Raw genomic sequence first — 26,098 nt, forward strand, 5'->3', positions numbered from 1 at the left:
CGCTCCTTCTGTTTTTTGGGGGGATTTTCCCCCGCTACGCGTTTTTTATTATAGCCCCGGGGTTTTTAAACTGAAGCCGTTCCTAACCTGTAAGAGACGGATATGAAAAACAGAAAAGTAAACCATGCCCTGCTGGCGGGCCTTGTCTTCAGCACCCTGCTCTCCCCTGCGGCAGTGGCGGCCTGTAAAGGCACCGACCTCAGCGCCTGCCCAGCCCCCTTCGACACCACGCTGCCTGACCCCCATAAGATGCTCACCTGGAGCCAGGCCGATCGCGTGGTGGGCTTTCGCAATGACTACCGCAACTACGCCGGGGATCGTTTCCGCCACGGTAACGCCGTGCCGCTGCAAATGTCGGACAAGCCGCTCACGGACGCACACTATCAGGTCAACGGCAGGCGCTACGGCCTTCAGGAGTACCTCCAGCGCCAGAACGTCAGCGGCATGCTGGTACTGAAGGACGGCAAAATCGCCTGGAAGTATCTTGGAGAGGGCAATACCGACTCGACGCTCTGGACCTCACGCTCGGTTGGGAAATCGGTGGTATCGGCGCTGGTGGGCGTGGCCCTCAAAGAGGGAAAGATCCACTCGCTTGACGATCGGATCACGCGGTATGAACCCGACCTGAAAGGCACCGCGTGGGATGGCGTGACGCTCAAACAGCTGATCACCCATACCTCCGGCGTGGCCTGGAACGAGGATTACACCAACCCCCACTCCGACTTTGCGCAGCTCACCGAGTGCGAGGCGAAGCCGGGTACCTATGACTGCGTGCGCAAGCTGGTGAAGGGGTTACGCAGAGCGCATCCGGCCGGAGAGAACTGGTCTTACTCTTCGGGTGGCGCCTGGCTGCTGGGTGACGTGCTGGAGCGGGCCACCGGCATGACGCTCGCAGCCTATCTGGAGAAAAGCATCTGGCAGCCTTACGGCATGGCGAGCGACGGCGTGTGGCATGCCTACAGCAAAGGCCAGCACGATGTCGGCGCGCACGGCTTTAACGCCACGCTGGAGGACTGGGGACGCTTCGGGCAATTTATCCTGAACAACGGTACGCTGCCGAACGGTAAGACCATCCTGCCGGAAAACTGGATCCGGCAGTCGTCAGACTGGACGAAGGCCAAAGGCTCGGTATCAGACGCCCATCCCGGGGGGCTGTACGGCTATCAGTGGTGGAACAATGAAGTGCCCGCGAACGCCACGGGCGTAGAGCCGACGGCACAGGATTCGCTGAAAGGTTCGCTCTGGGCGCTGGGCATTTTCGGGCAGATGATCGTGGTGAACCCGAAGGAAAATCTGGTCATCGTCCAGTGGTCTACCTGGCCGCAGGCGGAGCCGTCCTTCAGCGCCCAGCCGCTGGAAGCTTCTCTGATGTTTAGCGCGATTGCCAGGGCGCTGCGCTAAAATGCATCCGCCGGGTAATGAAGCGGTTACCCGGCGCATTCTGAAACGGGCCTCTGCGCCACATCACAAAATCGCAATATCAGAGACTTACACAATATTGGTGAATAAAAAGCCAACGGTTTGTTAAGTTATTGTTGCCATTAATTGTATTTATCAGCCGAATTATATTCATGCAAGAAATGCATCAGTCGATGCGGCATTTGCGCTTATCTAATTCCTCATCCTGATCCAGTTTTCAGAAACAGACGCGTAAAACGTCAACAATAAACTGGAGATAACCATGTTTTCCTCAACCTCACCTGCAACCGTACGGTCGAAAGCGGGCGCGATACTTCGCGTCACGTCCGGCAACTTTCTTGAGCAATTCGATTTCTTTCTGTTCGGCTTCTATGCCACCTACATCGCCCACACGTTCTTCCCGGCGAGCAGTGAATTTGCGTCGCTGATGATGACCTTCGCCGTCTTCGGCGCAGGCTTTTTGATGCGTCCAATCGGCGCCATCGTGCTTGGTGCCTATATCGACAAGGTGGGGCGCAGAAAGGGGCTGATTGTCACGCTGTCCATCATGGCGGCGGGGACCTTCCTGATCGTGCTTATTCCGTCTTATCAAAGTATCGGTCTGTGGGCGCCGCTGCTGGTGCTGACGGGCCGTCTGCTACAGGGCTTTTCCGCCGGCGCGGAGCTTGGGGGCGTGTCGGTCTATCTGGCTGAAATCGCCACGCCGGGCCGCAAGGGTTTTTACACCAGCTGGCAGTCCGGTAGCCAGCAGGTCGCCATTATGGTCGCCGCCGCAATGGGCTTTGCGCTGAACGCGATGCTGGAAGAGAGCGCCATCCGCGAATGGGGCTGGCGCATCCCGTTCCTGTTCGGCTGTTTAATCGTGCCGTTTATCTTCTTCCTGCGCCGCAAGCTGGAAGAGACGGAAGAGTTCAGCGCGCGTCGCCATCATCTGGAGATGCGTCAGGTCTTTAAAACGCTGCTTGGCAACTGGCAGGTGGTGGTCGCGGGCATGCTGATGGTGGCGATGACCACCACGGCCTTTTATCTGATCACCGTTTATGCGCCCACCTTTGGCAAAAAGGTGCTAATGCTGAGCGCGTCGGACAGCCTGCTGGTCACGCTGCTGGTGGCGATCTCTAACTTCATCTGGCTGCCGGTGGGCGGTGCCCTGTCGGATCGCTTCGGGCGCAAGCCGGTGCTGATTGCCATGACCCTGCTGGCGCTGGCGACCAGCTACCCGGCCCTGACGCTGCTGGCGAGCGCGCCCAGCTTCTCGATGATGCTGAGCGTGCTGCTGTGGCTCTCCTTCCTCTACGGCCTCTATAACGGCGCAATGATCCCGGCTCTGACGGAAATTATGCCGGCTGAAGTGCGCGTGGCGGGCTTCTCGCTGGCTTACAGCCTGGCAACGGCGGTCTTTGGCGGCTTTACCCCGGTCATGTCCACCGCGCTGATTGAATACACCGGCGACAAAGCCTCGCCGGGCTACTGGATGAGCTTCGCCGCGGTATGTGCCCTGCTGGCGACGCTCTACCTCTACCGCCGCCGCGCGGTATCGCTGCAAAACACCGTCAAGTCAGAGGGGGCAATATGAAACGCACTTATCTCTATACCACCAGCGCGCTGGTGCTGACGTTCCTGAGCGTCAATGCCTTTGCCCAGGACGTGAAGGTGATGATCTCAGGCGGTTTTAAAGCCGCCCTTGAAAAGCTGGCCCCGGAATATGAACAACGGACCGGGGATAAAATTGTGATCATCCCCGGTCCCTCAATGGGCAATACGCCGCAGGCGATCCCAAACCGACTGGCGCGCGGCGAGAAGGCCGACGTGGTGATTATGGTGGGCGATGCGCTGGAAAAGCTCGAAAAGGCCAGCCAGACCCAGCCGGGTTCGCGAACGGAACTCGCGGATTCTCCCGTTGGCATGGTGGTAAAAAAAGGAGCGAAAGTACCGGATATCAGCAGCGATGGGAAACTGCGTGAAACGCTGCTGCAGGCCAGCTCTATCGCCTACTCTGACAGCGCCAGCGGCAGGTACGTCAGCCAGGCGTTATTCAAAAAGCTGGGAATAGAAAAAGAGGTGGCGGGTAAAGCGACAAAGGTCGAGCGTATTCCGGTCGCCTCAGAAGTGGCCAAAGGAAAATACACTCTCGGTTTCCAGCAGGTTAGCGAGCTGTTGCCGGTTCAGGGCGTCACCTTTGTCGGGAAAATCCCTGACAATGTGCAATACATCACGCGCTTCGCGGGCGCGGTTACCCGCCATGCAGAACATCCCGAGGAGGGGAAAGCGCTGTTGACCTATCTCGCCTCACCGCCCTCAAGGGCCGTCATTACGGAGACGGGGATGCTCCCCGTTACGTCCGGCGATACTGCTCGGTGATCTGCTTTTCCAGTTCAGCCGCAATATAAGACTGGATGCGCCCCCGGCGCCGGATAAGCCCCACGGTGCGTTTCACTTCCGGCGCCATCAGCGGCAGATGCGTCAACAGCGTGTGCTCTGAGGTCGGCATTGACATGGCGGGAACGGCAGCGATGCCGATCCCCGCCTCAACCATACCGAGCATTGTGGTAACGTGACGTGTTTCGCAGACGCTGGGTCGCTCGGGAACGATATCCCCCAGCATCCGGTCGAGCAGATTGCGGTTGCCTGACGTTTTATCGAGGGAGATATAATCCTGCTGGTAAAACGTCTTCCACGTCAGGTGACTCTTCTGCGCGAGGGGATGATCCTTTCTGCACGCCGCGACGTAGACATCCTCCACCAGCGGGAAAAATTCGATTTCAGACGGCAGGTTTCCTGCAAAGCAGATACCAAAATCCGCCTGGCTGCGGGCCACGGCGTCAATCACATTGCCCGCGCTGCTGTCGATGAGCTTAATGCGAACACGCGGATAGCGAGACTGAAAACGCCGGATCACGTCAGGCATAAAGTAACAGGCCGCGGAAGGTACCGTGGCAACCGTGATCAGCCCCGTCCGCTCTTCACTGGCCTTATCGACATCCGCGAGCATTGACTCAACGCTGTCGAGCAGCTGCGCGGAGCGCTCGGCAAAGTTTTGTCCGTAGAGCGTCAGCGCCACGCGGCGGGTAGTGCGATCGAACAGCCTGTTTCCCAGCGCGGCTTCCAGCTTTTCAATCCTGCGGCTCAGCGCCGACTGGGATAAACAGATAGATTCAGCGGCGACACGGAAGTTACCGTATTCCACTAACGCTCTGAAAGCATAAAGATCGTTAAGGTCAAAATTCACGGGCATAGCGTCTGGATGTCCTGTCAGGGAATACGCAACAAAGTCAAAAATAATAGCGTCTTATTGACCTGCCGCAACCGCCCAGGCGTTGAAATACCGATCAGAGGTCGTTGAGATGCAGGCGGACGTACCCCGCGCGGTCCGCAATGGCCTGCCGATCCTCTTCCGTCATGTCCGCTAGCTGTTTAAAGACAATGCCCAGGCGGGGATTGTTACCGAGACGCGCCTTATTGCGCGCAAAGAAGTCCCAGTAAAGGGCATTGAAGGGGCACGCCTGCTCGCCGGTACGCTGGTTGTGTTGATACCGGCACCCCTGACAGTAATTACTCATCTTATGAATATATGACGCGCTCGAGACGTAGGGTTTACTGGCCAGTAACCCGCCATCGCCAAACTGGCTCATGCCGAGGGTGTTGGGCAGCTCCACCCACTCAAAGGCGTCAATATAGACGCCCAGATACCATTCATGGACCGCCTGCGGCGACAGGCCGCTGAGCAGGCTAAAGTTTCCGATGACCATCAGGCGCTGGATATGGTGGGCGTAAGCCTCGGTGAGCGACTGCCCAACGGCATGCGCCAGGCAGCGCATCTGCGTCTTCCCCGTCCAGAACCAGTCCGGCAGCGGGGCGTGCTGGTCTAAGGCATTCAGCTCCCGATAGCCCGGCATCTGCGACCAGTAGATCCCGCGCACATACTCCCGCCAGCCGAGAATTTGTCGGATAAACCCTTCAACGGCAGGCAGCGGCGCGTGGCCCGAACGCCACGCCTGCTGGGCGGCCGCGACCACTTCCCGCGGATTAAGCATTTTAGCGTTCAGCGCGAATGAAATTAACGAGTGGAAAAGAAAAGGTTCCTCCGCGTGCATCGCGTCCTGCCAGTTTCCAAACTGCGGGAGCACGTGCGCGATAAAATCATCCAGCCTGGCTTTGGCTTCCACACGGTTGAGCGGCCAGCGAAAATTGTCGGCCTGCGGTTCGCCGAAGGTCTTTACGCCGCAGCGTTGGATCTCCGCCCATAAGGCGGAACGATCGTGGCAGGGACGCGCGTCCACCGGCGCGGGAGGCTCGCCGGACCAGCGCTTGCGGTTTTCAGCATCGAAATTCCATTTCCCCCCTTCCGGCTCGCCTTCAGAGGTTAACAGGACGCCGTGCTGACGACGCATTTCCCGATAAAAGTACTCCATTCGCCAGCTTTTGCGTGACGCAAAGAACGCGCTGACCTGTTCCCGAATGGTGAAAAAATGCTCACTGCTGACGCAGGCCGTTTCAACGGAGACCGTCTTCGCCCACGCCTGCAGCTGCGTATCAAGACGCCATTCGTCGGGCTCCTGCCATATCACCCTGTCCGCGCCGTAATGCGCGACAAGCGCGTTGAGATTGTCTTCCAGCGCGCCGCGGTTTGAGCCATCGGAGAGTCGGACATACCTCACCCGATGCCCCTTCTCTTTTAATGCAGAGGCAAACGCGCGCATGGCGGCGAAGATAGCGATAACTTTCTGGGCGTGATGAAGCACGTAGGCGGTTTCTGCCCGGAGTTCCAGCATCACGTAAATGACGTTCGAACTGCAGGTATCAAACCAGCTGTGATGCGGATTAAGCTGATCGCCCAGGATCAGACGCAGCTCGGTCAACGGTGGCTCCTGCGGCAACGCTCAGAACAGTATTTAACCTCATTCCAGCATTTCGCCCATTTCTTGCGCCACGTCATGGGCCGCTGGCAGTGCACACACAGTCGACTGGGCAGGTCCTGCTTGTTACCTTTGAAATCGCTCATCTTTTCAATACCGCACTGATTAATTCACCCCACCTGCGGATAAAGGCCACGACAGACTTCACAAAATGAAGGTGATGCCCGCAAACCGCTACCCACCGCTACGTACGAAATGATAGTTTATTCAGGCTGGATTTGTCGCAGTGAGCGATTTTCTGGCATCTTAACCGAACCTGACTTTCCCATTTTTGTTCAAGTGACGAGTTTGCGAGCAAAGCGATGATAAAGTGGCCCTGGAAAACGAATGAGGCTGGCCGGGATGTAGCGCTGCCATGGGATGACGCGCTGACGATCCCTGTTCTGGCTAACCTAAACCCGGATGAACAATCGAAGCTGGTTCAACTGGCGGATCGTTTTTTACAGCAAAAACGCCTGGTGCCACTGCAGGGGTTTGAACTCGATCCCCTGAAAAACGCCCGCATCGCCCTGCTGTTCTGTCTGCCGGTGCTTGCACTCGGCATTGAGTGGCTGGACGGTTTCCACGAAGTGCTTATCTATCCCGCGCCGTTCGTGGTGGATGACGAATGGCAGGACGACATTGGACTGGTGCATAACCAGCGCGTGGTGCAATCCGGACAAAGCTGGCAGCAAGGGCCGATAATCCTCAACTGGCTCGATATTCAGGACTCGTTCGACGCCTCCGGTTTTAATCTGATTATTCATGAGGTGGCGCACAAGCTGGATACCCGCAACGGCGATCGCGCCAGCGGCGTTCCGCTGATCCCGCTTCGCGAGGTCGCGGGCTGGGAGCACGACCTGCACGCGGCGATGGATAACATTCAGGATGAAATAGACCTTGTGGGCGAGAGCGCGGCCAGCATTGACGCCTATGCGGCAACCGACCCGGCTGAGTGCTTTGCGGTGCTCTCCGAGTATTTCTTCAGCGCGCCAGAGCTTTTCGCGCCCCGTTTCCCGGCCCTGTGGCAACGTTTCTGCCAGTTTTATCAGCAGGATCCGCTCCAGCGCCTGCGGCAGAATGAGGGGTCTGGCGGGCATTCGTCCCGCCAGGTTCATTAAGCTTTTTCAGCAGGGGTACGCTCAGTTGACCATACCCCTATGCTCAGGGCTAAAAACAGCACCGCCATTCCCCATGCGGCCACTGTTAAAGCCTGCTCCCCGTAAAAGCGCGTCACGACCGGCACCAGCAGTGCGCTGACGCCGTAGCCTAACGTGTGGCTGGTGGCGATGACGCCCGCGCCTTTCCCCGTCGTCAGCCGATCGTTCAGCAGAAGCTGGTAGCCCGGCGTGGCCATCGCCGCCCCGAGTGACGTGATAACAATCCCCACGTAGAACAACATTAAACCGGCAACAGACATCAGCCCAAGCCCTGCCACCATCAGCACCGCCGCGATGCAGAGCAATGTCACCGGGCTGAAATGCTGCGGGCGGACCACCAGAAACTGTGCCGCGAGCGTGGCCAGCGCGGCCAGGCTCAGCAGGAGCGCGACATGATGGCTGATCTCCCGAGCGTTACCGTCCAGCAACGGGCTAAGATGCGGTGACAGGCCAATCTGCATCAGGCTCACCAGCGCCGCCAGCAGCAGCGCCAGCAGCAGGAACGGCAGCATGGAGGCCTGCAGGCGGGTTGCCTGGTGGGCTACCGGTGGCAGCGGCGGGTCAGCGACTTCGCGAAGCACCAGCAGCAGAGCGATAAGCGGCGCAACCGCCATCAGCCAGAGCGGCGCCACCGGATTAACGCTGAGCATCAGCGCCGCCAGCGGTGGGCCGAGCAAACGCCCGCAGCTGAGGCCGGAGCTGATCGTCGCCAGCGCCGCCATTCTTTTCTCCAGTCCCGCACGCTGAATCGCCCACGTCTGGGCCGCAGGCACCAGCCCCGAGACCGTCAGTCCGTAGAGCAGGCGCGAGAATATAAGCCCCGCCAGCCCCCAGACCGTATCCAGCCTTCCGGCCGCCATCGCCCAGACCACCAGCGCCATCACAACAAAACTGGCCAGATAGCCGCTTAGTGAGGCCAGCATGACGGACTTACACCCCTTCCGCTCGCTCTGACGCCCCCACCAGGGTGATGCCGGTAAAAAGAGCATGGATCCAAACATCAACAGCCCGGCCCAGACCGAGAGTGACAGCCCGGTCAGGGTGACCAGCTGCGGGAGCATCACCAGCAAACCGTTTTGCCCGATGCCCAGTAAACCCGCAGATAGCGCCAGGGGCCAGTTAGCTTTTGAGGTGACGTTTTCCGTCAAGGTTTCAGAGTCAGCGCGCATGAGAATGTGAACATAGTGTCAATAAATGTGTGGAAATTATGAAGTTTATGAAAACAAATATTGCAAAAATGGTTGCGACTGTAAACAGAATGAATATCATAACGAGAATTATTATCAATCATGGAATGAGGTACATCTATGCGTGCTCTGCTCCGCGCCGCCGGTACAGACGTTGCAGCCCAGTGTTTTTTAAACGCCCTGTTGCGCGAAACGAAGGACTGGCGCTATCTCCCCGCTACCGATGCGGATGCGCTATCTGAGATCCATATCCCGCTTTCCCAAACCCAGGCGCTTCGGGTGCCGGTACGCTATTTCTCTCCCACCCAGCATCATCAGTACCGTTTCCCGGCAACGCTTATTCAGAGCAACAGCGACCGCAGTGACGCCGTCACATTCTCTCAACTGGTTGATTTAATTCTTGAAAAACCGTCCGTAAAAGGCTCGCTGGATGCCGATACGCTGGCGCGTTTTAAGCAGCGCGTTCTCGAAAGCCATGTCCATACATGGCAGGCGATTGATTTACGCCACCGCTGGGCAACCCTGCGCGATAAGCCGCTGACGTTTGCCGACGCGGAACAGGCGCTGCTGGTCGGCCATGCGTTTCATCCGGCACCGAAGTCGCACGAGCCGTTCAACGAAACCGAGGCGCGTCGCTACCTGCCTGATTTCGCCTCCCGCTTCCCGCTGCGCTGGTTTGCCGTTGAGAGCACGCTCGTTGCCGGCGACAGCCTGAACGTCTCCCTGCGTGAACGTCTGCTGCGCTTTGCGGCCCAGAGCGCGCCCGAGCTGCTCGGCCACTTCACCGACACCCGTTGGCTGTTGCCGATGCACCCGTGGCAAGCCGACTATCTGCTGGAGCAAGACTGGTGCCAGCGTCTGGCGGAAAACGGTTCACTGCAGGATCTGGGTGAAGCGGGCGCACAGTGGCTGCCCACCAGCTCCTCCCGCTCGCTGTACAGCGAGACCAACAGCGACATGATTAAGTTCTCCCTCAGCGTGCGCCTGACCAACTCCGTGCGCACGCTGTCGGTGAAAGAGGTGAAGCGCGGCATGCGCCTGGCGCGTCTGGCAAAAACGGAACGCTGGCAGGAATTACAGGCGCGCTACCCGACCATGCGCGTGATGCAGGAGGACGGCTGGGCGGGACTGCGCGATGACAGCGGCGTCATTCAGGAAGAGAGCCTGATGGCCCTGCGCGTTAATCTGCTGTTCGATACGCCAGCCACCCAGACCAACGTGCTGGTGAGCCTGACGCAGGCCGCGCCGGACGGCGGTGACAGCCTGCTCGCTGCGGCGGTGCGCCGTCTGAGCCAGCGTCTTGATTTACCGCTCGCCCATGCCGCCCGCTGCTGGCTGGACGCCTACTGCGGCCGCGTATTGCTTCCGCTGTTCAGCGCCGAAGCGGACTACGGTCTGGTCCTGCTGGCGCACCAGCAAAATATCCTCGTTGAGATGCAGCAGGATTTCCCGGTCGGGCTGATCTATCGCGACTGCCAGGGCAGCGCGTGGACCGAAAGCGCCGACGCGTGGCTGAAAGAAGCTGGCGAAACTGAGGTGGAAAACCGCTTTGGCGAGAGCCAGCTGCTGCGCTACTTCCCTTACTACCTGCTGCTGAACTCTACCCTTGCCGTTACCGCCGCCCTTGCTGCCGCCGGTTTTGACAGCGAGGAGAGCCTGATGTCCCGGGTGCGCGACGCGCTGGCGGAACTGCGCCGCACGGCGAAGCAGACCCGCTGCCTCGACTACGTGCTCGACAGCCCGACCTGGAACTGCAAAGGCAACTTCTTCTGCTACTTGCACGATCGCAATGAAAACACCATCGCCGATCCGGCGGTGATCTATTTCGACTTTAGCAACCCGTTCTACAAGGAGAAGGCGTGATGGCTATCGCGAATATCGTCCATTCCGGCTATGGCTTTCGCTGCACCGCAACGGATCGCACCCTGCCGCTGGCGTTGGGTCTCGACGGCAGCGCGGTGCTGGAGCGTCTGAAGGGGATCCCGGACGGCTGGCTGGTGGAAGCCCTGGATCAGCTTTTTGTGGCCGCCCCCGCGCTGACCGGCATTACGTTGCCGTGGGCGGACTGGCAGGATGAACCCCAGGCGCAGGCGCTGTTTGGCCTGGCCCATGGTGATTATCTGGCGCGCGATGCCTTCTGGCAGTTGTCGCTGTGGCTGAAAGGCGAACGGCATCAGGCGAGCGGCGGAATGCAGTTTGACGAGAGCCGTCAACTGTACTTCCCGCTGCGTCCTCGTCGCCCGCAGGGCGAGGTGTATCGCCGTTACGATCCGCAAATAAAGCGCACTTTGAGCTTCCGCGTGGCCGACGTGGCGCTGGACGGCGAACGTTTTACCCGCTGGATGAACAACCCGCGCGTGAACGCCTTCTGGGAGATGGCGGGCCCGCAGGCCGAGCAGGAAAACTACCTGCGCCGTCAGCTCGACTCGACCTACTGCTACCCGGTTATCGGCTGCTTCGACGACCAGCCGTTCGGCTATTTTGAACTCTACTGGGCGGCGGAAGACCGCATTGGCCGCCACTACCGCTGGCAGCCGTTTGACCGCGGGCTGCACATGCTGGTGGGCGAAGAGAACTGGCGCGGTGCGCAGTACATCCGCAGCTGGCTGCGCGGCCTGAGCCACTACCTGTATCTCGATGAACCGCGCACCACGCGGATTGTCGCCGAGCCGCGCTTCGACAACCAGCGCCTGTTCCGCCATCTGGACTCTGCCGGTTTCGACACGGTGAAAGAGTTCGACTTCCCGCACAAGCGCTCGCGTCTCATTATGAGCCAGCGTCACCGCTTCTTCAGCGAGGTGGGCCTGTGAACGCGCTCTGGGAAAAAGTGAACCGCGAGATGGTGGCGAAGATCCTCGCCGAGCTGGAGTATGAACGCACCCTGCGCGCCGAGCCGCTTGCGTCTGACGCCTGGCGCATCACCATGGGCAACGAGTCCTGGCAGTTTTGCGCCACGCGCGGGATCTGGGGCTGGTTGCATATCGACCCGGACAGCCTGACCACCGCCAGCGGCGATGCCGTCGAAGCGGAAAGCGCGCTGCTGCAGCTGGCGACGGTGCTGGAGATGAGCGACGCGCAGACGGCGGAGCACATGGAAGATCTCTACGCCACGCTGCGTGGCGACATACAGCTGCTGCAGGCGCGTGAAGCGCTGGACGCGGACGCGCTGATCCACCTCGATCCGGACGAATTACAGTGCCTGATGCGCGGCCACCCGAAGTTTATTTTCAACAAAGGCCGCCGCGGCTGGGGTCTGGACGCGCTGCGTCAGTACGCGCCTGAGTATCGCGGACGTTTTCGTCTGCACTGGGTTGCCGTTCAGCGGGAGCATCTGATCTGGAGCAGCGACGTCGATTGCGATATCAGCGCCCTGCTGGCCAGCGCCATGGACAACGCCGAGCGCGCCCGCTTTGACGCCCGCTGGCAGGCGCTGGGTCTCGACGAGAGCTGGCTGCCGGTGCCGCTGCACCCGTGGCAATGGCAGCAGAAGATCGCCATTCATTTCCTGGCGCAGCTGGCGCGCGGTGAGATGGTTGAGCTGGGCGAGTTTGGCGATGAGTACCTGGCGCAGCAGTCCCTGCGCACGCTCACCAACGCCAGCCGTCGCGCGCCGTTTGACATCAAGCTCCCGCTGACGATCTACAACACCTCCTGCTATCGCGGTATTCCGGGCAAATACATTGCCGCCGGGCCGCTGGCCTCGCGCTGGCTGCAGCAGCAGTTCGCCAGCGACGCCACGCTTGCCCGCTCTGGCGCGCAGGTGCTGGGTGAGCCCGCTGCTGGATACCTGTCGCACCCGGGCTATGCGGCGCTGCCGAAAGCGCCCTATCGCTATCAGGAGATGCTGGGCGTGATCTGGCGCGAGAACCCGTCCTGCTATCTGCAGGACGGCGAACAGGCGGTGCTCCTGGCGGCGCTAATGGAAACCGACAACGCCGGGTGTGCGCTGATCGACGCGTGGATCAGCCGCTCCGGGTTAAGCGCCGAGGCATGGCTGGAAAAGCTGTTTGAGGCATCGGTGATCCCGTTCTATCACCTGCTCTGCCGCTACGGCGTGGCGCTGATCGCCCACGGCCAGAACGTGACGCTGGTGATGAAGGATTATATCCCGCAGCGCATCCTGCTGAAGGATTTTCAGGGCGATATGCGCCTGGTGGATGAAGATTTTCCTCAGGCCCAGAGCCTGCCGGAACAGGTGAAGGCCGTTACGGCGCGCCTGAGCGCGGATTACATCATTCACGATCTGCAAACCGGCAACTTTGTGACGGTGCTGCGTTTTATCTCACGCCTCACGCTGCAAAGCGGCGTCAGCGAAACGCGTTTCTATCAGATCCTCGCCGGGGTTCTGCACCGCTATATGGCCGCGCACCCCGAGCTTGCCGATCGCTTCGCGAAGTTCGACCTGTTTAAGCCGCAGATTATTCGCGTGATCCTCAACCCGGTCAAACTGACCTTCTCCGAACACGACGGCGGCAGCCGCATGCTGCCGAACTACGTCACCGACCTTGATAACCCTCTTTTTCTGGCCTCCCGGGAGTCAGCGCAATGAAAACCTATGATTTCATCGGCATTGGTATCGGCCCGTTTAACCTCAGCATCGCCGCGCTGGCGGAAGGGCTGGACGGCTTTAGTTCGCTGTTTCTTGAGCGCAAACCGCACTTTTCCTGGCACCCGGGAATGATGGTGCCGGACTGCCACATGCAGACCAGCTTCCTGAAGGATCTGGTCAGCGCCGTGGAGCCGACCAACCGCCACAGCTTCCTGAACTACCTGGTGCAGCGTAAAAAGTTCTACCGCTTCCTGACCACCGAACAGCGCACCGTTTCGCGGGAAGAGTTTGCCGATTACCTGTGCTGGGCGGCGGACAACCTCACCAACCTGTCCTTTAGCCAGCAGGTACAGCAGGTGAGCTTTGATGAGAAAAGCGGCCTGTTTGAGGTGGTGACCCAGCGCGACCGCTTCCTGGCGCGCCACGTCTGCGTAGGGATCGGTAAGCAGATCAACCTGCCGGACTGCGTCACCGTGCAGGACGATACCTGCTTCCACGCCAGCGAGATGATGCTGCGCACGCCGGATCTTACGGGCAAGCGCGTCACCGTCGTCGGCGGCGGCCAGAGCGGCGCCGACCTGTTCCTGAATATTTTCCGTGGCGAATGGGGCCAGCCGCTGAGCCTGAACTGGGTCTCGCGCCGCAACAACTACAACGCGCTGGATGAAGCCGCCTTTGCTAACGAGTATTTCACGCCGGAGTACGTGGACAGCTTCTCCACACTCGGTGAAGAGGCGCGTCGGCAGATGCTGCACGAGCAGAAGATGACCTCCGACGGCATCACCACCGAGTCCCTGCTGGCGATTTACCGCGCCATGTACCACCGCTTCGAAGTACTGCGTGAAAAACCCTGGGCGCACCTGATGCCGTCCCGCTCGGTGACAGCCCTGACGCGCCTGGAAAACGGCCAGCGCCTGAGCATACAGCATCACCTTGACGGCGGCCGCGAGCAGCTGGAGAGCGACGTGACGATCTTTGCCACCGGCTATCGCGCCGTGCAGCCTGCGTTCCTGGCGCCGCTGTCTCACCGCCTGCATCTGGATACGGACGAAGCCTTCTGCATCAACAACGATTTCACCCTCGAATGGGACGGTCCGCAGAGCAACCGCCTGTTCGCCGTGAATGCCGGGATGCACCGTCTCGGCATTGCCGAACCCCAGCTCAGCCTGATGGCCTGGCGCGCGGCGCGCATTCTGAATCGCGCGCACGCCGACGAGCCGTTTGAGCTGGCTACCACCCCTGGCGTTATCCACTGGCGAAGCACCACCAGCCCGGAGAACAGTCAGGTTTTTAAATCATTAGCAAAAACCACCGAGTACTGACACACACAATCAGGGTCAACATAACAATGAAACGTTCTCATCTTTGGGTTTTAAATCCTTGCTTGCTTGCAATGCTTTCTACCTCTGCGTGGGCGGAAGAACAAAAGGAAGAAAATATCGTGGTCTCCGCCAGCCGCGCGCACCGCAGCGTGGCGGAGATGGCGCAGACCACCTGGGTTATTGAGCGGGCTGAAATTGAGCAGCAGGTTCAGGGCGGGAAAGAGATTAAAGAAGTGCTGGCACAGCTGATCCCGGGTATGGACGTCAGCAGCCAGGGACGTACCAACTACGGCATGAACCTGCGCGGCCGCTCCATGATGGTGATGGTGGACGGCGTGCGCCTGAACTCGTCCCGCAGCGACAGCCGCCAGCTCGACTCTATCGATCCGTTCAACATTGACCGTATCGAAGTCATCTCCGGTGCCACGTCACTCTACGGCGGCGGCAGCACCGGCGGTCTGGTGAATATCGTTACCAAAAAGGGCCAGCCTGAGACCGAAGTCGAGTTCCAGACGGGTGCTAAAAGCGGGTTCAACAGCCACAACGACCATGATGAGAACGTATCGGCAGCGGTCAGCGGCGGCAACGATAAGGCTTCCGGTCGTCTGTCGGTGTCGTATCAGCGCTACGGCGGCTGGTATGATGGCAACGGCGACGAGGTGATTATTGATAACACCCAGACCGGCTTACAGTATTCCGACCGTATCGATGTGATGGGCACAGGCACCCTCAATATTGACGATCACCAGCAGCTGCAACTGACCACTCAGTACTACAAGAGCGAGTCCGACGGCAAGCATGGTCTGTATCTCGGGAAGAACTTCTCGGCGGTCACGGGGGATGCGACCGCGTACAACAAAGGTAACCTCGATTCTGACCGCGTGCCGGGTACCGAGCGCCATCTGATCAACCTGCAGTACTCCAATACCGATTTCTGGGGCCAGGATCTGGTCGCGCAGATTTACTATCGCGACGAGAGCCTGACCTACTATCCGTTCCCGACCCTGACCAAAGGCGTGGTCAGCAGCATCGGCGCGTCGCAGCAGAAAACTGATTTCTACGGCGGCAAGCTGACGCTGAACAGCAAGCCGGTGGACGATTTAACGCTGACCTGGGGTATGGATGCCGACCACGAAACCTTCGACGCCAACCAGCAGTTCTTTAACCTGAGCAAAGCTGCAGCGAGCGGCGGCATGGAGCTGGATAACGCCTACAACGTGGGCCGCTACCCGGGCTACAGCATCACCAACCTCGCCCCGTTCCTGCAGGCCAGCTACGATATTGACGCCATCACCCTGAGCGGCGGCGTGCGCTACCAGTACACCGAGAACAAGGTGGACGATTTTGTCGGTTACACCCAGCAGCAGGCCATCGCTACCGGGAAAGCCACCTCCGCCGACGCGGTGCCGGGTGGGAAAACCGATTACAACAACTTCCTGTTTAACGCCGGGATCCTTGGTCGCCTGACCGAACAGCAGCAGGTATGGTTTAACTTCTCCCAGGGCTTCGAAATTCCGGACCTGGCGAAGTACTACGGCTCCGGGACCTATCAGCTCAGCAACGGTCACTATCGCCTGCTGAACAGCGTCAACGTGAACGACTCGAAGCTGGACGGTATCAAGGTCAACGCTTATGAGCTGGGCTGGCGCTACACCGGGGATAACCTGCGCACGCAGGTTGCGGCGTATTACTCGCTCTCGGATAAAACCATCACCATCAACAAGACGGACATGACCATCAACCTGGAAGACGACAAGCGTCGTATCTTCGGGGTGGAAGGTCAGGTGGACTATTTCTTCACCGACAGCGACTGGAGCACGGGCGCGAACTTTAACGCCATTAAGTCTGAAACCCGCGAAAACGGGAAATGGGAGAAGCTGACGGTCGACAGCGCCAGCCCGTCAAAAGCCAGCGCGTGGGTCAACTGGGCGCCGGGCGACTGGACCCTGCGCGTACAGAGCACGCAGACCTTTGACGTCTCTGACGCCGACGGCAAGAAGATCGATGGCTACAACACGGTCGACTTCCTGGGCAGCTACGCCCTGCCGGTGGGTAAAGTCAGCTTCAGCGTGGAAAACCTGCTGGACAAAGACTACACCACCGCCTGGGGCCAGCGCGCGCCGGGGCTGTATAGCCCAACCTACGGTGCACCGGGTCTTTATACCTACAAAGGCCGCGGGCGGACGTTTGGTCTGAACTACTCCGTTCTGTTCTAATCCTGCGCGCCGCCTGCGGGCGGCGCAATTTGCTGTGTAATTTCGAAGCAAATTTACTATAAAATCAGCGATTTGCTGAAATTGTCGGCAAACGAACGAAAAGTGCGTTTTCACCCTTTGACAAGGCGTAGTGAGGTCGCTACTATGCGCCTCGTTCACACGATTCCTCTGTAGTTCAGTCGGTAGAACGGCGGACTGTTAATCCGTATGTCACTGGTTCGAGTCCAGTCAGAGGAGCCAAATTTGAAAAGCCTGCTTTTGAAGCAGGCTTTTTGCTTTTCTGCGTCGGGTAAAATTGTCGGGTGGCGGCTTCGCCTTACCCGACCTACGGGACCGTAGGCACGGTAAGCGCAGCGCCACCGGGCAATAAACCGCTGCTTTCATCATTTTTCCTCTGTCTTATTTTCGACTGGCGGAAAGCTCATAACGCTCAGGGCAGCCGGGCAATCACCTTTATCTCAAACTGGAATCCGTACAGCCACGTCACGCCGATCCCCGTCAACGTAGGGTAAGGCGCTTCCCCCCAATATTCTGGCAGGATACTCCAGATAGCGTCGAGGTTTGACTCGGGGTCGACGACAAAGAGGGTCACGTCAACCACGTCACTGAACGTGCAGCCCGCAGCCGCGAGGACAGCATTAAGATTATCGAAGGCCAGCCTGACCTGCGCTTTCAGATCGGGCTCAGGCGAACCATCCTCGCGACTACCCACCTGCCCCGAAACGAACAAGAAACCGTTGGATTTGATGGCGGGTGAATACCGATTGCGCTCATAGAGCGCCTGCCGACCGGAGGGGAAAACTGCTTCGCGTGCTGTCATATTTATACCTTTGTAATGGGGCGAAATCTGCCCGGTGAACATACAGACACTTTACAGGCGCCAGATCGGGCGGATAAACAAGCGACTTTGTCCATCATTGTTTGTAATATCCAAACAATCGGTTAAAAGAGAGGACAAGTGATGGATCGTTTCGATGCGATGCGCGCCTTTGCTCGCGTGGTGGAGGCAGGCAGTTTCACAAAGGCTGCCCAAACGCTTCATATGAGCAAAACCACGGTGACGCAGCTTATTCAGCAACTGGAAGCGCGCCTGCGCGTCAAATTGCTCCATCGCACCACCCGCAGGCTCGGCGTCACTCCCGATGGCGCGATCTACTACGAGCGCGTCATCCGCCTGTTGGCGGACATGGAAGATGCTGAAAACAGCCTGTCCAGCGCGACGATGACGCCCAGGGGACGCCTGCGGATAGATGTGCCCACTCCTCTCGCCCGCCTGGTGCTGGTGCCCGCGCTGCCGGCTTTTCACGCACGCTATCCTGATATTCAATTCGACCTGGGCGTGAGTGACCGGGTGGTGGATCTGATCGGCGACAACGTGGATTGCGTCCTGCGCGGTGGCGAAATCAACGACCAGTCCCTGATCGCGCGCCATGTCGGCGATTTGCAAATCGGTGTTTACGTCGCACCGAGCTATGTGGAACGCCTTGGCTCCCCTGCGCATCCGCGTGAGCTGGAAAACACCGACCATCGCATAGTGGGATTCTTGTCCTCACGCACCGGTAAGATTGATCCTCTGGTACTGCACAGAGAGAGTGAACATATTGAAATCAAGGGCAGCTACGTGCTTGCAGTGGATGATGGCAATGCTTACCTCGAAGCTGGGTTAGCGGGATTAGGCGTGATTGCGCTGCCGGTCTATATGGCAGAAGCGCATCAGGCTTGTGGTTCCTTGATTCGGCTGTTCGAACATTGGCGTATTAAGCCAATGCCCCTGTACCTGGCATTTCCGCCTAACCGCCATGTCAACGCCAGACTGCGCGTTTTTATTGATTGGATCGTTGAATTGATGCAGCAGCATGTCCCCAACACCAATAGAAAGGGAAATGAGATTTAGCTTATTTATTCGCCCGTTACTGGCAAAGGCGCTCCCGGTCAGAGGAGCTAAATTTGAAAAAGCTGCTTTTGCCCTACAGCACAAACTCATAGTGCGAGCCATCCGGCAGCTCAACGTCAAGCTTAAGCTTTCCACCCGCTGCCTCAACGTAGCGCTTAAGTGAAGAGAGTTTCAGATCGCGCCCTGGCTTTTCCATAATCGCGACGGTGGGCTGCTTGATGCCCAGCGCCTGCGCCATTTCAACCTGCGTTTTTTGCACCTTTTCACGTAGCTCTGCCAGGTGAATGTTAAGCAAAATGTCGGCCGCCATTGCCTGAGCGCTGGCAACAACATCCGGTTTTTCATCCGCTATAAGCTGCTCAAGGTTTCTGCCCATCGCGCAACGTCCTCTCTTTTAATGTATTCAACCAGTGAGTGAATTCCCGGTCAGCCACCAGAAGCATCTCATCGTAAAATCGTCTTTCGTTGCCTGCCTTGTTGCCAGCACAAAGCACAATGCCGGTTCGATTTGGGTCAAACGCGAAAAATGCCCGCAACGGATCGCCCTTACTCTGAATGCGCAGCTCTTTCATGTTACTGTGACGAGAGCCTTTAAGCGTATCGGCATAGGGTCTCGACAAAGCCGGCCCCTTTTCTCGCAAAACAAGCAGTGCTGCCAGCACGCAGGCCCGGTCAGTATCGTCAAGTGAACGAAACCAGCAATCAAACCTGTCCGTCGTGTTAATTGTCCACACACTTCCTCCGTGAATATAGATCAAAAGCTATATAGCAGTAAAGCTATAGCAGCAATTATCCTGAGAGAATGTGCATGATTCATGTGTTTTTACGCGAAAGCTGAAGACGTGCAGGAGTATTTCGATGAATCACCCGTCAGGCATTCACCGCATTGCGAGCAGTACCGTAAAAAAGAGTTCAGAACTCCGAGAGCTGACGCCAGGCCGCCACTTCCTCATCCAGCCACTCGACAAAGAGAGCCACCTCCGGCTTCGCCTCCGTTAACTGCGATGTCACCAGCCAGTAAGGCCAGGGATACGGCGCAGTGAAAGGGGTACAAAATGTGTATGAGCACAACCTGCGCCCGGAAGAAAAGCAGCACGGTGCCTGTGTCGATCGCATTACAGTCCAGCTGCTGGCGGCCTGCAGGGAATGGAATGCGCTGCTAAAGACGCGTCCGACCACCTACGCTCCCGATCGGGTTGCCGTCACCAGTACGGTTATCGGGACGTTTATTCAGTCAATGAGCCTGGTCAGCGCAGCGCCACCGGGCAAACCCGCACCTAAATCTGATAATCAATCGCCACTTCTTCCGGCTCCATTACCTGACGTTTAATCTCATCCACCGACAGCCCGGCATTGCATAGCTCGATAAAGCGCCACACATAGTTGCGCTGCAGCTGTCCGCGCTTCAGGCCAAGCCATACGGTGTTGGCGTCAAACAGATGACGCGTGTCAAGACGCACCAGGTTCCCGTCTTCGCGTTCTCCGCTGGACTGTTCCGCCACCAGGCCAATGCCCAGCCCCAGTTCGACGTAGGTTTTGATCACGTCAGAATCCTGCGCACTCAGCACGATGTCCGGCGTTAATCCTTTACGGTTGAAAGCTTCATCAATACGCGAGCGTCCGGTGATCCCCTGGCGGTAGGTAATGAGTGGCCATTTCGCAATGTCTTCCAGCGTCAGGGGTGAAACCTGATTCAGCGGATGATCGACCGGAAGTAATAAGCTGTGGTACCAGCGGAACCAGGGGAAAGCCACCAGCAGCGGATCATTGCTCAGGCGTTCGCTGGCAATGCCGATATCCGCCCCACCGTTTTGCAGCAGCACTTCAATTTCCTGCGGCGTGCCCTGGATAAGCTCCAGACGGACGTCAGGGAAAAGTTCGCGGAACGCTTTAATCACCGGCGGCAGGCTGTAGCGCGCCTGGGTGTGGGTGGTGGCGATGGTGAGCACGCCCGAGGCGTCATTGGTGAAGAGATCCGCCAGGCGACGCACGTTGCTGGCCTCGTTGAGGATCCGCTCAGCAATGGTGAGCAAAGCCTTACCCGGCTCCGTCATGCCGAGCAGCCGCTTGCCGCGACGGATAAAGATCTCTATACCCAGTTCCTCTTCCAGCTCGCGGATATGGCGGCTGACGCCGGACTGGGAGGTATAAAGCATATTGGCGACCTCGGTCAGGTTGTAGTCCCGCCTGGCCGCCTCACGGATAATTTTAAGTTGCTGGAAATTCACGATTCACTCCGGCGCATCTGACATAGCTCTATTGTTAGAGTCAGCCGAGCTGCAGAACAAATAATAAAAACCAGCATCTTATGCTTTTATGGAATATCAGCTCACGAGCTGGAGTTCACGGTTCTCAAGCGAAGGCTTGCTGACCAGCGACATCAAAATCTCTTTTACCGCCTGCGCCTGTGGCGACAGCGAACCGCGTGCGGACATGTTCAGCGACAGCGGCAGGCTCATAGAAGGCGTGGTGATCCGCGCCATCCAGCCGTTTGCCGCACTGCACAGCGAGCGTGCTGCGGATTCCGGCAGAACGGTCACCCCCATGCCGCTGGCAATGGCTGCGGTCAGCGTGGAGATCGAGTCGATTTCGCCGATGATTTTGGCCGTCAGGCGGCGCAGGGAGAACGCTTCGTCCACACGCACGCGCACGGCGCTGTAGTCGCGCGGCAGATAGAGGTTCATTTCCGCCACGGCGGTAAGGTCGACGCTCTGGCCCGGGCAGTCGCGGGTGCCCACGAGGTAGAGATCTTCTTTCAGTAGCGGCTGGCTGGTGATCCCGGCAACCGGGGAGCGATCGTAAAGGACCGCCATGTCCAGCTGGCCACTGAGCAGTTTATCATTCAGGACAGAACCGCTGTTTTCGTGCAGATAGACCAGCACTTCAGGCAGCTCAGCGCGGACGGCCTGCAGCAGCGGCATGGTAATGGACGATGCCGCCGTTCCCGGCGCCAGCCCGATGGACACGTGCCCGCTCAGGGTCTGCCCCACGTTATTCACCGCCAGCTGCGCCTGTTCACACTGGCGAAGAATGGTGCGCGCATGGGTATACAGGATCTTACCGGCTTCCGTTGGCGTGACGCCGCGTTTGGTGCGGATCAACAGCTGCTGATCCATCTCGCCTTCCAGAGTAGCCACCTGCTGGCTCAGCGCAGGCTGCGCGATATGCAGCACTTCTGCCGCTTGAGTCAGGCTGCCGATATCGACGATTTTTACGAAGTATTTCAGTCGTCTTAAGTTCATTTTGCCCCCTGTTCGAAATGCTGTGCCGGAACCGGCTGTCGTTGTTGAACAGGTTTTGCAATATGAATGCCACTTTTACCAGGCGGTCTGAATTGGGCGCTAAACGCCTGAAAATAAGGAAACCTAATCATGGAGGGGGGTTTTATTACCGAAACAGCAGTTTATGATCTGCCCCATTAGAGGTATACCCGCACCAAAGCGGTGCATTCCGCTGTCAAAAACATCACTTTGCCGATTTTGTCAGCAAACGATCAAAAGGCGGCGATCCACCCTTTGACAAGGTGAACGCAGGTCGATAATATGCGCCCCGTTCACACGATTCCTCTGTAGTTCAGTCGGTAGAACGGCGGACTGTTAATCCGTATGTCACTGGTTCGAGTCCAGTCAGAGGAGCCAAATTTGAAAAGCCTGCTTTTAAAGCAGGCTTTTTGCTTTTCTGCGTCGGGTAAAATTATCGGGTGGCGGCTTCGCCTTACCCGACCTACAGGACTGTAGGCCCGGTAAGCGCAGCGCCACCGGGCAACACAGCCTCAATAAGCAAGCTTCACCGGCATCCCTGACCGCCGTTCCAGTTCGGCTCCCGCCCCCTCGTTTATCAACTGCGTCCGCTGCGCGGCTGACATTGGCAGAGGCACTTTCCGGATCGATTCAAACTCCGCACGGTTACGTGATAATGGCTCGTGAACCTCCACCCAGCGGCTGCCGTCCGGTTCCGTGGTGACTTTAACGGGCCGATCGATAAGCTGTACGCGGGTTCCAACGGGGACATTATCGAAAAGGTATTTGATGTCATTATTGCGCAGACGAATACAGCCCTGACTCACCCGCAGTCCAATGCCGAAATTCGAGTTTGTGCCGTGTATGGCATACAGCCTGCCAATATAGATCGCATACAACCCCATCGGGTTATCCGGTCCGGCGGGCACGAAGGCAGGCAGCGTTTTTCCCTCTGCCGCATAGGCACGGCGCGTATTCGGCGTCGGAGACCAGGTTGGCCCCACCTGCTTACGTTCAACCGCCGTTACCCAGTTACGCGGGGTTTCGCGCCCGGCCTGACCGATGCCGATGGGCAGCACTTCAACGGTATTGCTGCCCGGTGGATAATAGTAGAGACGCATTTCCGCGACGTTAACGACAATCCCCTCGCGGACGGTATCGGGCAAAATCAGCTGCTGGGGAATCACCAGCCGGGTGCCGGATTTGGGCAAGAAAGGATCCACCCCCGGGTTCGCTTCCAGCATATTGCTTAGCCCCTGCCCGTACTGCGCGGCAAAGGCCTCAAGCGGTAACGTATTGCGCTCGGGAACGGTGATGATAATCGGGGTTCCCACCAGACGACTGCCTTCCGGCGGTAAGGGATAGGTTACGGCAAACGCGCCGGGTACAGCGGCACACAGCGTAAGGACGAACCAGGTAAATCGCATCATAATTTCCTGTGCTCAAAAAAGAGAAAGCCTCGACTCAGGCAGGCTTTCTCAGTTTACGCTATTACGCCTCGGTTTTGCGCCATCTGCGCGTCAGCACTTTTTCCGCCTCGACAATAAGGAACATCACAAAACCAATCAGGAAGGTGATGACCCAGTAGCGGAACGGCAGTGCTTCGGTGCCAAACAGCATCTGCATGAACGGTGCGTAAATGATAAGAAGTTGTAGCGCCAGCAGTACACCGCTCACGATCCAAATCCCTTTATTCGCCAGCAGGCCTTTGCTCAGCGAGAAGCCGTCATTAACGCGGCAGTTAAGCATGTAAAACCACTGCGCGGTCACCAGGGTTTGCAGCAGCACGGTGCGGATAAATTCCGCTGAGTAACCGCGCGGCTGTAGCCAGGCTTCCAGCACGAAAGCGCTGATGGCAATCATCAGACCGACAAACACCACGCGCCAGATGGCATAGCCGTCCATCACATGCAGATTCGCCTTACGCGGTGGCCGGTTCATGATGTCCTTCTCACCCGCTTCAAACGCCAGGCCAAACGACAGCGTTGCCGACGTCGCCATGTTCATCCACAGGATCAGCACCGGCGTCAGCGGGATCAGGTTCCCCGCCAGCAGCGCGATGATGATTAGCAGGGCCTGCGCAATGTTGCTCGGGATAACGAAGAGAATCGTTTTTTTCAGGTTATCGTAAACACGACGCCCCTCGTGCACCGCACTGGCAATGGTGGCAAAGTTGTCATCCGTTAACACCATGTCGGCGGCTTCCTTGGTGACCTCTGTCCCCTTAATCCCCATGGCGATACCCACATCCGCCCGTTTGAGCGCCGGGGCATCATTTACGCCATCCCCGGTCATGCCCACCACTTCCTGTTTACTTTGCAGGGCCTGCACGAGGCGGAATTTATCCTCCGGGCTGGTTCGGGCGAAAATATCGTACTGCTGCGCGGCGTCGCTCAGCTGACGGTCGTCCATCGCCTCCAGCTCGCGTCCGGTGATAGCGCTTGCAGCGTTACCAATCCCCAGCATTTGCCCAATGCTCATGGCCGTTTGCGGGTGGTCGCCGGTGATCATTTTCACGCGAATCCCGGCCTGCAGACAGTCGGCAATCGCGGTAATGGCCTCCGGACGGGGCGGATCCATCATTCCCGCAATACCCAGCAGGATCACGCCATCACGCAGGTCCGGGTGATCCAGCTCGCGCTGTCCCTCGCGGGCAGGTTTCCAGGCCGCAGCCACCATACGCAACCCTTCCCGGGCATACTCTTCGATCTTGCCTTCCCAGTAAGGTTGATCGAACGGCTGCAGTCCGTCATTCGTCTGCTGGTACTGGCAGAGGCGGAACAGGACGTCCGGCGCGCCGGTGATTAAAATCGCCTCTTCTTCGCCCAGCCGGTAGAGCGTGGACATGTATTTATACTGCGAATCAAACGGGATTTTACTGCGCATTTCCGTATCAAGCGCTGGGAGCGGGATTTTTGCCGCCAGCACCTTCAGGGCGCCCTCGGTCGGCCCCCCGGTGATTTTCCACAGCCCCTGCTCGTCTTTGATCAGCTGGCTGTCATTACAGAGGTCAATGGTGCGCAGGTAGCGTTCCAGCAGGGAACCCTGCGTCACGCTGACGGGCGTCGGGTCATCTACGGGGTGAATATTCCCCACCGGTTCGTAGCTGTCGCCCTCAACGCGATAGGTCGTCTCAGCGGTAATCACCGCTTTGACCGTCATTTCATTCATCGTCAGGGTGCCGGTTTTATCCGAGCAGATGACCGTCATTGCGCCCAGGGTTTCCACCGTGGGCAACTTACGAATGATGGCCTTGCGACGCGCCATGGCCTGTACGCCAAGCGAAAGGATGATGGAAATGATGGCCGGCAGGCCTTCCGGCACGGCGGCAACGGCGAGGCTGATAAGCGACAGCACCAGTTCAGAAACCGGCATATCCCGGAACAGGAGACTAAAGACGAACAGCGCCACCATCATGACCAGGATAGTAATGAAGATGGTTTTACCGAGCTTATCCATCTGCACCATCAGCGGCGTGCGGTGCTTTTCAATGTCGGACATCATCTGATTGATGTGGCCAAGTTCGGTCTCGCCCCCGGTTGCCACCACCACGCCTTTACCGCCGCCGGAGCTGACGGTGGTGCCTGAGTAAAGCAGATTATACCGGTCACCTAAAGGCAGTTCTCCGCTTAACGCATCGCTGTTTTTTTCAACAACGGTGGATTCGCCGGTCAGGATGGCCTCCTCCACGCGAAGGTTATGCGCTTCAATCACACGCAGGTCCGCAGGAATACGATCCCCGGCGCGGATCACCACGATATCCCCCAGGACCAGCGACGTGGTGGGGATCGTTTCATGATTCCCCTGTCGTACCACCACGGCTTCGCTGGAGAGCATATTGCGAATACTCTGCAACGATTTTTCAGCATTGCTCTCCTGGATATGGCCAATCAGCGCGTTAATGATGGCAACCCCCAGGATCACGAACATGTCTACCCAGTGGCCCATAAAGAGCTTAAGCAACGCGGCCACCAGCAGAACGTAAATCAATACATCGTTAAAATGCGCCAGGAAGCGCAGCCAGGCGGGTTTGCCCTTTTTTTGCGGCAAAGCATTCTCACCATGCTGCTGAAGTCGGGCTGATGCCTCAGTGCCGCTAAGGCCTTCCAGGGTGGAGTGGATATTCGACAGGGTTTCGTCAACGGTTTGTTGATAATACGGACGTTCAGGTTTTCCTGTTTTCATCGTTCCTTCCTCAGGTTCTATTCAGAAATCAC

The 26,098-nt window shown here is 58.2% G+C and carries 21 protein-coding genes, 2 tRNA genes and 2 pseudogenes; 13 read left to right on the plus strand and 12 right to left on the minus strand.

Features of this window, described 5'->3' with window-relative positions; all coding sequences use genetic code 11:
• Positions 1–102 precede the first annotated feature (102 nt).
• From ACMGGQ_RS12970 to ACMGGQ_RS12980, 3 genes are all read left to right on the plus strand, one after another.
• Positions 103–1,401, plus strand: coding sequence for a serine hydrolase domain-containing protein (locus tag ACMGGQ_RS12970; RefSeq protein WP_420290129.1), 1,299 nt, complete (start codon positions 103–105; stop codon positions 1,399–1,401).
• A gap of 280 nt (positions 1,402–1,681) precedes the next feature.
• Positions 1,682–2,995, plus strand: a complete 1,314-nt coding sequence (locus tag ACMGGQ_RS12975) for an MFS transporter (RefSeq protein ID WP_196351845.1) — start codon at positions 1,682–1,684, stop codon at positions 2,993–2,995.
• Entirely contained in the window at positions 2,992–3,780 is a 789-nt protein-coding gene (locus ACMGGQ_RS12980; RefSeq protein WP_420290130.1) for a substrate-binding domain-containing protein, read from the plus strand. The genes ACMGGQ_RS12975 and ACMGGQ_RS12980 overlap by 4 nt, the downstream gene beginning before the upstream one ends.
• Here the strand turns inward: ACMGGQ_RS12980 and ACMGGQ_RS12985 are convergent.
• From ACMGGQ_RS12985 to ACMGGQ_RS12995, 3 genes are all read right to left on the minus strand, one after another.
• Positions 3,755–4,654 carry a LysR family transcriptional regulator gene (locus ACMGGQ_RS12985; protein ID WP_045908141.1) on the minus strand — a complete coding sequence of 300 codons (900 nt, stop codon included), beginning with the start codon at positions 4,652–4,654 and terminating at the stop codon, positions 3,755–3,757. The genes ACMGGQ_RS12980 and ACMGGQ_RS12985 overlap by 26 nt on opposite strands.
• Before the next feature lie 94 nt (positions 4,655–4,748).
• Entirely contained in the window at positions 4,749–6,278 is a 1,530-nt protein-coding gene (locus ACMGGQ_RS12990; RefSeq protein ID WP_420290131.1) for a cryptochrome/photolyase family protein, read from the minus strand.
• Positions 6,275–6,421, minus strand: a complete 147-nt coding sequence (locus ACMGGQ_RS12995) for a DUF2256 domain-containing protein (RefSeq protein ID WP_071530926.1) — start codon at positions 6,419–6,421, stop codon at positions 6,275–6,277. Before ACMGGQ_RS12995 ends, ACMGGQ_RS12990 begins: the two co-directional genes overlap by 4 nt.
• 216 nt (positions 6,422–6,637) lie before the next feature.
• Between ACMGGQ_RS12995 and mtfA the strand changes: the two genes are divergently transcribed.
• On the plus strand, positions 6,638–7,435 hold the full coding sequence (gene mtfA, locus ACMGGQ_RS13000; protein ID WP_048223906.1) for a DgsA anti-repressor MtfA: 798 nt from the start codon (positions 6,638–6,640) through the stop codon (positions 7,433–7,435).
• Here the strand turns inward: mtfA and ACMGGQ_RS13005 are convergent.
• Complete coding sequence (locus ACMGGQ_RS13005; protein WP_420290132.1) at positions 7,432–8,643, minus strand: MFS transporter; 1,212 nt, start codon at positions 8,641–8,643, stop codon at positions 7,432–7,434. The two genes, mtfA and ACMGGQ_RS13005, sit on opposite strands and share 4 nt — an antisense overlap.
• A 138-nt stretch (positions 8,644–8,781) precedes the next feature.
• Between ACMGGQ_RS13005 and ACMGGQ_RS13010 the strand changes: the two genes are divergently transcribed.
• The 6 genes from ACMGGQ_RS13010 to ACMGGQ_RS13035 all read left to right on the plus strand — a co-directional run bounded on the left by ACMGGQ_RS13010 (position 8,782) and on the right by ACMGGQ_RS13035 (position 16,988).
• Complete coding sequence (locus tag ACMGGQ_RS13010; RefSeq protein ID WP_420290133.1) at positions 8,782–10,524, plus strand: IucA/IucC family protein; 1,743 nt, start codon at positions 8,782–8,784, stop codon at positions 10,522–10,524.
• Positions 10,524–11,471 carry a GNAT family N-acetyltransferase gene (locus ACMGGQ_RS13015; RefSeq protein WP_420290134.1) on the plus strand — a complete coding sequence of 316 codons (948 nt, stop codon included), beginning with the start codon at positions 10,524–10,526 and terminating at the stop codon, positions 11,469–11,471. The genes ACMGGQ_RS13010 and ACMGGQ_RS13015 overlap by 1 nt, the downstream gene beginning before the upstream one ends.
• Complete coding sequence (gene iucC, locus ACMGGQ_RS13020; RefSeq protein ID WP_420290135.1) at positions 11,468–13,210, plus strand: aerobactin synthase IucC; 1,743 nt, start codon at positions 11,468–11,470, stop codon at positions 13,208–13,210. Before ACMGGQ_RS13015 ends, iucC begins: the two co-directional genes overlap by 4 nt.
• Positions 13,207–14,532: a lysine N(6)-hydroxylase/L-ornithine N(5)-oxygenase family protein gene (locus ACMGGQ_RS13025; RefSeq protein ID WP_223539215.1), complete on the plus strand. Its 1,326-nt coding sequence runs from the start codon at positions 13,207–13,209 to the stop codon at positions 14,530–14,532. The genes iucC and ACMGGQ_RS13025 overlap by 4 nt, the downstream gene beginning before the upstream one ends.
• Positions 14,533–14,558: 26 nt before the next feature.
• On the plus strand, positions 14,559–16,748 hold the full coding sequence (locus ACMGGQ_RS13030; RefSeq protein ID WP_420290136.1) for a TonB-dependent siderophore receptor: 2,190 nt from the start codon (positions 14,559–14,561) through the stop codon (positions 16,746–16,748).
• A 164-nt stretch (positions 16,749–16,912) separates the two neighbouring features.
• Positions 16,913–16,988, plus strand: a tRNA-Asn gene (locus ACMGGQ_RS13035).
• A gap of 190 nt (positions 16,989–17,178) precedes the next feature.
• On the opposite strand, the gene ACMGGQ_RS13040 is transcribed toward ACMGGQ_RS13035, so the two are convergent.
• Positions 17,179–17,568, minus strand: a complete 390-nt coding sequence (locus ACMGGQ_RS13040; RefSeq protein ID WP_414455678.1) for a RidA family protein — start codon at positions 17,566–17,568, stop codon at positions 17,179–17,181.
• A gap of 141 nt (positions 17,569–17,709) precedes the next feature.
• Here ACMGGQ_RS13040 and ACMGGQ_RS13045 point away from each other — a divergent pair, with 141 nt between their 5' ends.
• Positions 17,710–18,642, plus strand: coding sequence for a LysR substrate-binding domain-containing protein (locus tag ACMGGQ_RS13045; RefSeq protein WP_196346870.1), 933 nt, complete (start codon positions 17,710–17,712; stop codon positions 18,640–18,642).
• Positions 18,643–18,715: 73 nt separating this feature from the next.
• Here ACMGGQ_RS13045 and ACMGGQ_RS13050 read toward each other — a convergent pair whose 3' ends face one another.
• The 3 genes and pseudogenes from ACMGGQ_RS13050 to ACMGGQ_RS13060 all read right to left on the minus strand — a co-directional run.
• Entirely contained in the window at positions 18,716–19,018 is a 303-nt protein-coding gene (locus ACMGGQ_RS13050) for an XRE family transcriptional regulator (protein WP_069718933.1), read from the minus strand.
• A complete protein-coding gene (locus ACMGGQ_RS13055) occupies positions 19,002–19,376 on the minus strand; it encodes a type II toxin-antitoxin system RelE/ParE family toxin (protein WP_069718932.1) in 375 nt (124 codons plus the stop codon). Before ACMGGQ_RS13055 ends, ACMGGQ_RS13050 begins: the two co-directional genes overlap by 17 nt.
• A gap of 178 nt (positions 19,377–19,554) precedes the next feature.
• Positions 19,555–19,692 (minus strand): annotated as a pseudogene (locus ACMGGQ_RS13060) (transcriptional regulator); the annotation flags it as partial.
• On the opposite strand from ACMGGQ_RS13060, the pseudogene ACMGGQ_RS13065 reads away from it, so the two are divergent.
• Positions 19,685–19,900 (plus strand): annotated as a pseudogene (locus tag ACMGGQ_RS13065) (glutathione S-transferase); the annotation flags it as partial. The pseudogenes ACMGGQ_RS13060 and ACMGGQ_RS13065 overlap by 8 nt on opposite strands.
• Before the next feature lie 19 nt (positions 19,901–19,919).
• Here the strand turns inward: ACMGGQ_RS13065 and cbl are convergent.
• Together cbl and nac are read right to left on the minus strand one after the other, a co-directional pair.
• On the minus strand, positions 19,920–20,870 hold the full coding sequence (gene cbl / locus ACMGGQ_RS13070; protein ID WP_028013741.1) for an HTH-type transcriptional regulator Cbl: 951 nt from the start codon (positions 20,868–20,870) through the stop codon (positions 19,920–19,922).
• 96 nt (positions 20,871–20,966) lie between these two features.
• Positions 20,967–21,884 (minus strand): nitrogen assimilation transcriptional regulator NAC, encoded by a 918-nt coding sequence (gene nac, locus ACMGGQ_RS13075; protein ID WP_045908128.1) that lies wholly within the window; start codon positions 21,882–21,884, stop codon positions 20,967–20,969.
• A 320-nt stretch (positions 21,885–22,204) separates the two neighbouring features.
• Between nac and ACMGGQ_RS13080 the strand changes: the two genes are divergently transcribed.
• Positions 22,205–22,280, plus strand: a tRNA-Asn gene (locus tag ACMGGQ_RS13080).
• Between the two features lie 134 nt (positions 22,281–22,414).
• Here ACMGGQ_RS13080 and ldtA read toward each other — a convergent pair.
• Positions 22,415–23,311: a L,D-transpeptidase gene (gene ldtA, locus ACMGGQ_RS13085; RefSeq protein WP_420290137.1), complete on the minus strand. Its 897-nt coding sequence runs from the start codon at positions 23,309–23,311 to the stop codon at positions 22,415–22,417.
• Between the two features lie 61 nt (positions 23,312–23,372).
• Positions 23,373–26,066 (minus strand): cation-transporting P-type ATPase, encoded by a 2,694-nt coding sequence (locus ACMGGQ_RS13090; protein ID WP_420290138.1) that lies wholly within the window; start codon positions 26,064–26,066, stop codon positions 23,373–23,375.
• Between the last annotated feature and the right edge of the window lie 32 nt (positions 26,067–26,098).

This window comes from Enterobacter sp. BNK-13 (assembly GCF_048685015.1).
GTDB classification, from domain to species: domain Bacteria; phylum Pseudomonadota; class Gammaproteobacteria; order Enterobacterales; family Enterobacteriaceae; genus Enterobacter; species Enterobacter quasiroggenkampii.

What these genes read in the sequence shown, in the direction of transcription:
- ACMGGQ_RS12970 (WP_420290129.1), top strand. Translation starts at nt 103, where the DNA reads ATGAAAAACAGAAAAGTAAACCATGCCCTGCTGGCGGGCCTTGTCTTC.
- ACMGGQ_RS12975 (WP_196351845.1), top strand. Translation starts at nt 1,682, where the DNA reads ATGTTTTCCTCAACCTCACCTGCAACCGTACGGTCGAAAGCGGGCGCG.
- ACMGGQ_RS12980 (WP_420290130.1), top strand. Translation starts at nt 2,992, where the DNA reads ATGAAACGCACTTATCTCTATACCACCAGCGCGCTGGTGCTGACGTTC.
- ACMGGQ_RS12985 (WP_045908141.1), bottom strand. Translation starts at nt 4,654, where the DNA reads ATGCCCGTGAATTTTGACCTTAACGATCTTTATGCTTTCAGAGCGTTA.
- ACMGGQ_RS12995 (WP_071530926.1), bottom strand. Translation starts at nt 6,421, where the DNA reads ATGAGCGATTTCAAAGGTAACAAGCAGGACCTGCCCAGTCGACTGTGT.
- mtfA (WP_048223906.1), top strand. Translation starts at nt 6,638, where the DNA reads ATGATAAAGTGGCCCTGGAAAACGAATGAGGCTGGCCGGGATGTAGCG.
- ACMGGQ_RS13005 (WP_420290132.1), bottom strand. Translation starts at nt 8,643, where the DNA reads ATGCGCGCTGACTCTGAAACCTTGACGGAAAACGTCACCTCAAAAGCT.
- ACMGGQ_RS13010 (WP_420290133.1), top strand. Translation starts at nt 8,782, where the DNA reads ATGCGTGCTCTGCTCCGCGCCGCCGGTACAGACGTTGCAGCCCAGTGT.
- ACMGGQ_RS13015 (WP_420290134.1), top strand. Translation starts at nt 10,524, where the DNA reads ATGGCTATCGCGAATATCGTCCATTCCGGCTATGGCTTTCGCTGCACC.
- ACMGGQ_RS13025 (WP_223539215.1), top strand. Translation starts at nt 13,207, where the DNA reads ATGAAAACCTATGATTTCATCGGCATTGGTATCGGCCCGTTTAACCTC.
- ACMGGQ_RS13030 (WP_420290136.1), top strand. Translation starts at nt 14,559, where the DNA reads ATGAAACGTTCTCATCTTTGGGTTTTAAATCCTTGCTTGCTTGCAATG.
- ACMGGQ_RS13040 (WP_414455678.1), bottom strand. Translation starts at nt 17,568, where the DNA reads ATGACAGCACGCGAAGCAGTTTTCCCCTCCGGTCGGCAGGCGCTCTAT.
- ACMGGQ_RS13045 (WP_196346870.1), top strand. Translation starts at nt 17,710, where the DNA reads ATGGATCGTTTCGATGCGATGCGCGCCTTTGCTCGCGTGGTGGAGGCA.
- ACMGGQ_RS13050 (WP_069718933.1), bottom strand. Translation starts at nt 19,018, where the DNA reads ATGGGCAGAAACCTTGAGCAGCTTATAGCGGATGAAAAACCGGATGTT.
- nac (WP_045908128.1), bottom strand. Translation starts at nt 21,884, where the DNA reads ATGAACTTAAGACGACTGAAATACTTCGTAAAAATCGTCGATATCGGC.
- ldtA (WP_420290137.1), bottom strand. Translation starts at nt 23,311, where the DNA reads ATGATGCGATTTACCTGGTTCGTCCTTACGCTGTGTGCCGCTGTACCC.
- ACMGGQ_RS13090 (WP_420290138.1), bottom strand. Translation starts at nt 26,066, where the DNA reads ATGAAAACAGGAAAACCTGAACGTCCGTATTATCAACAAACCGTTGAC.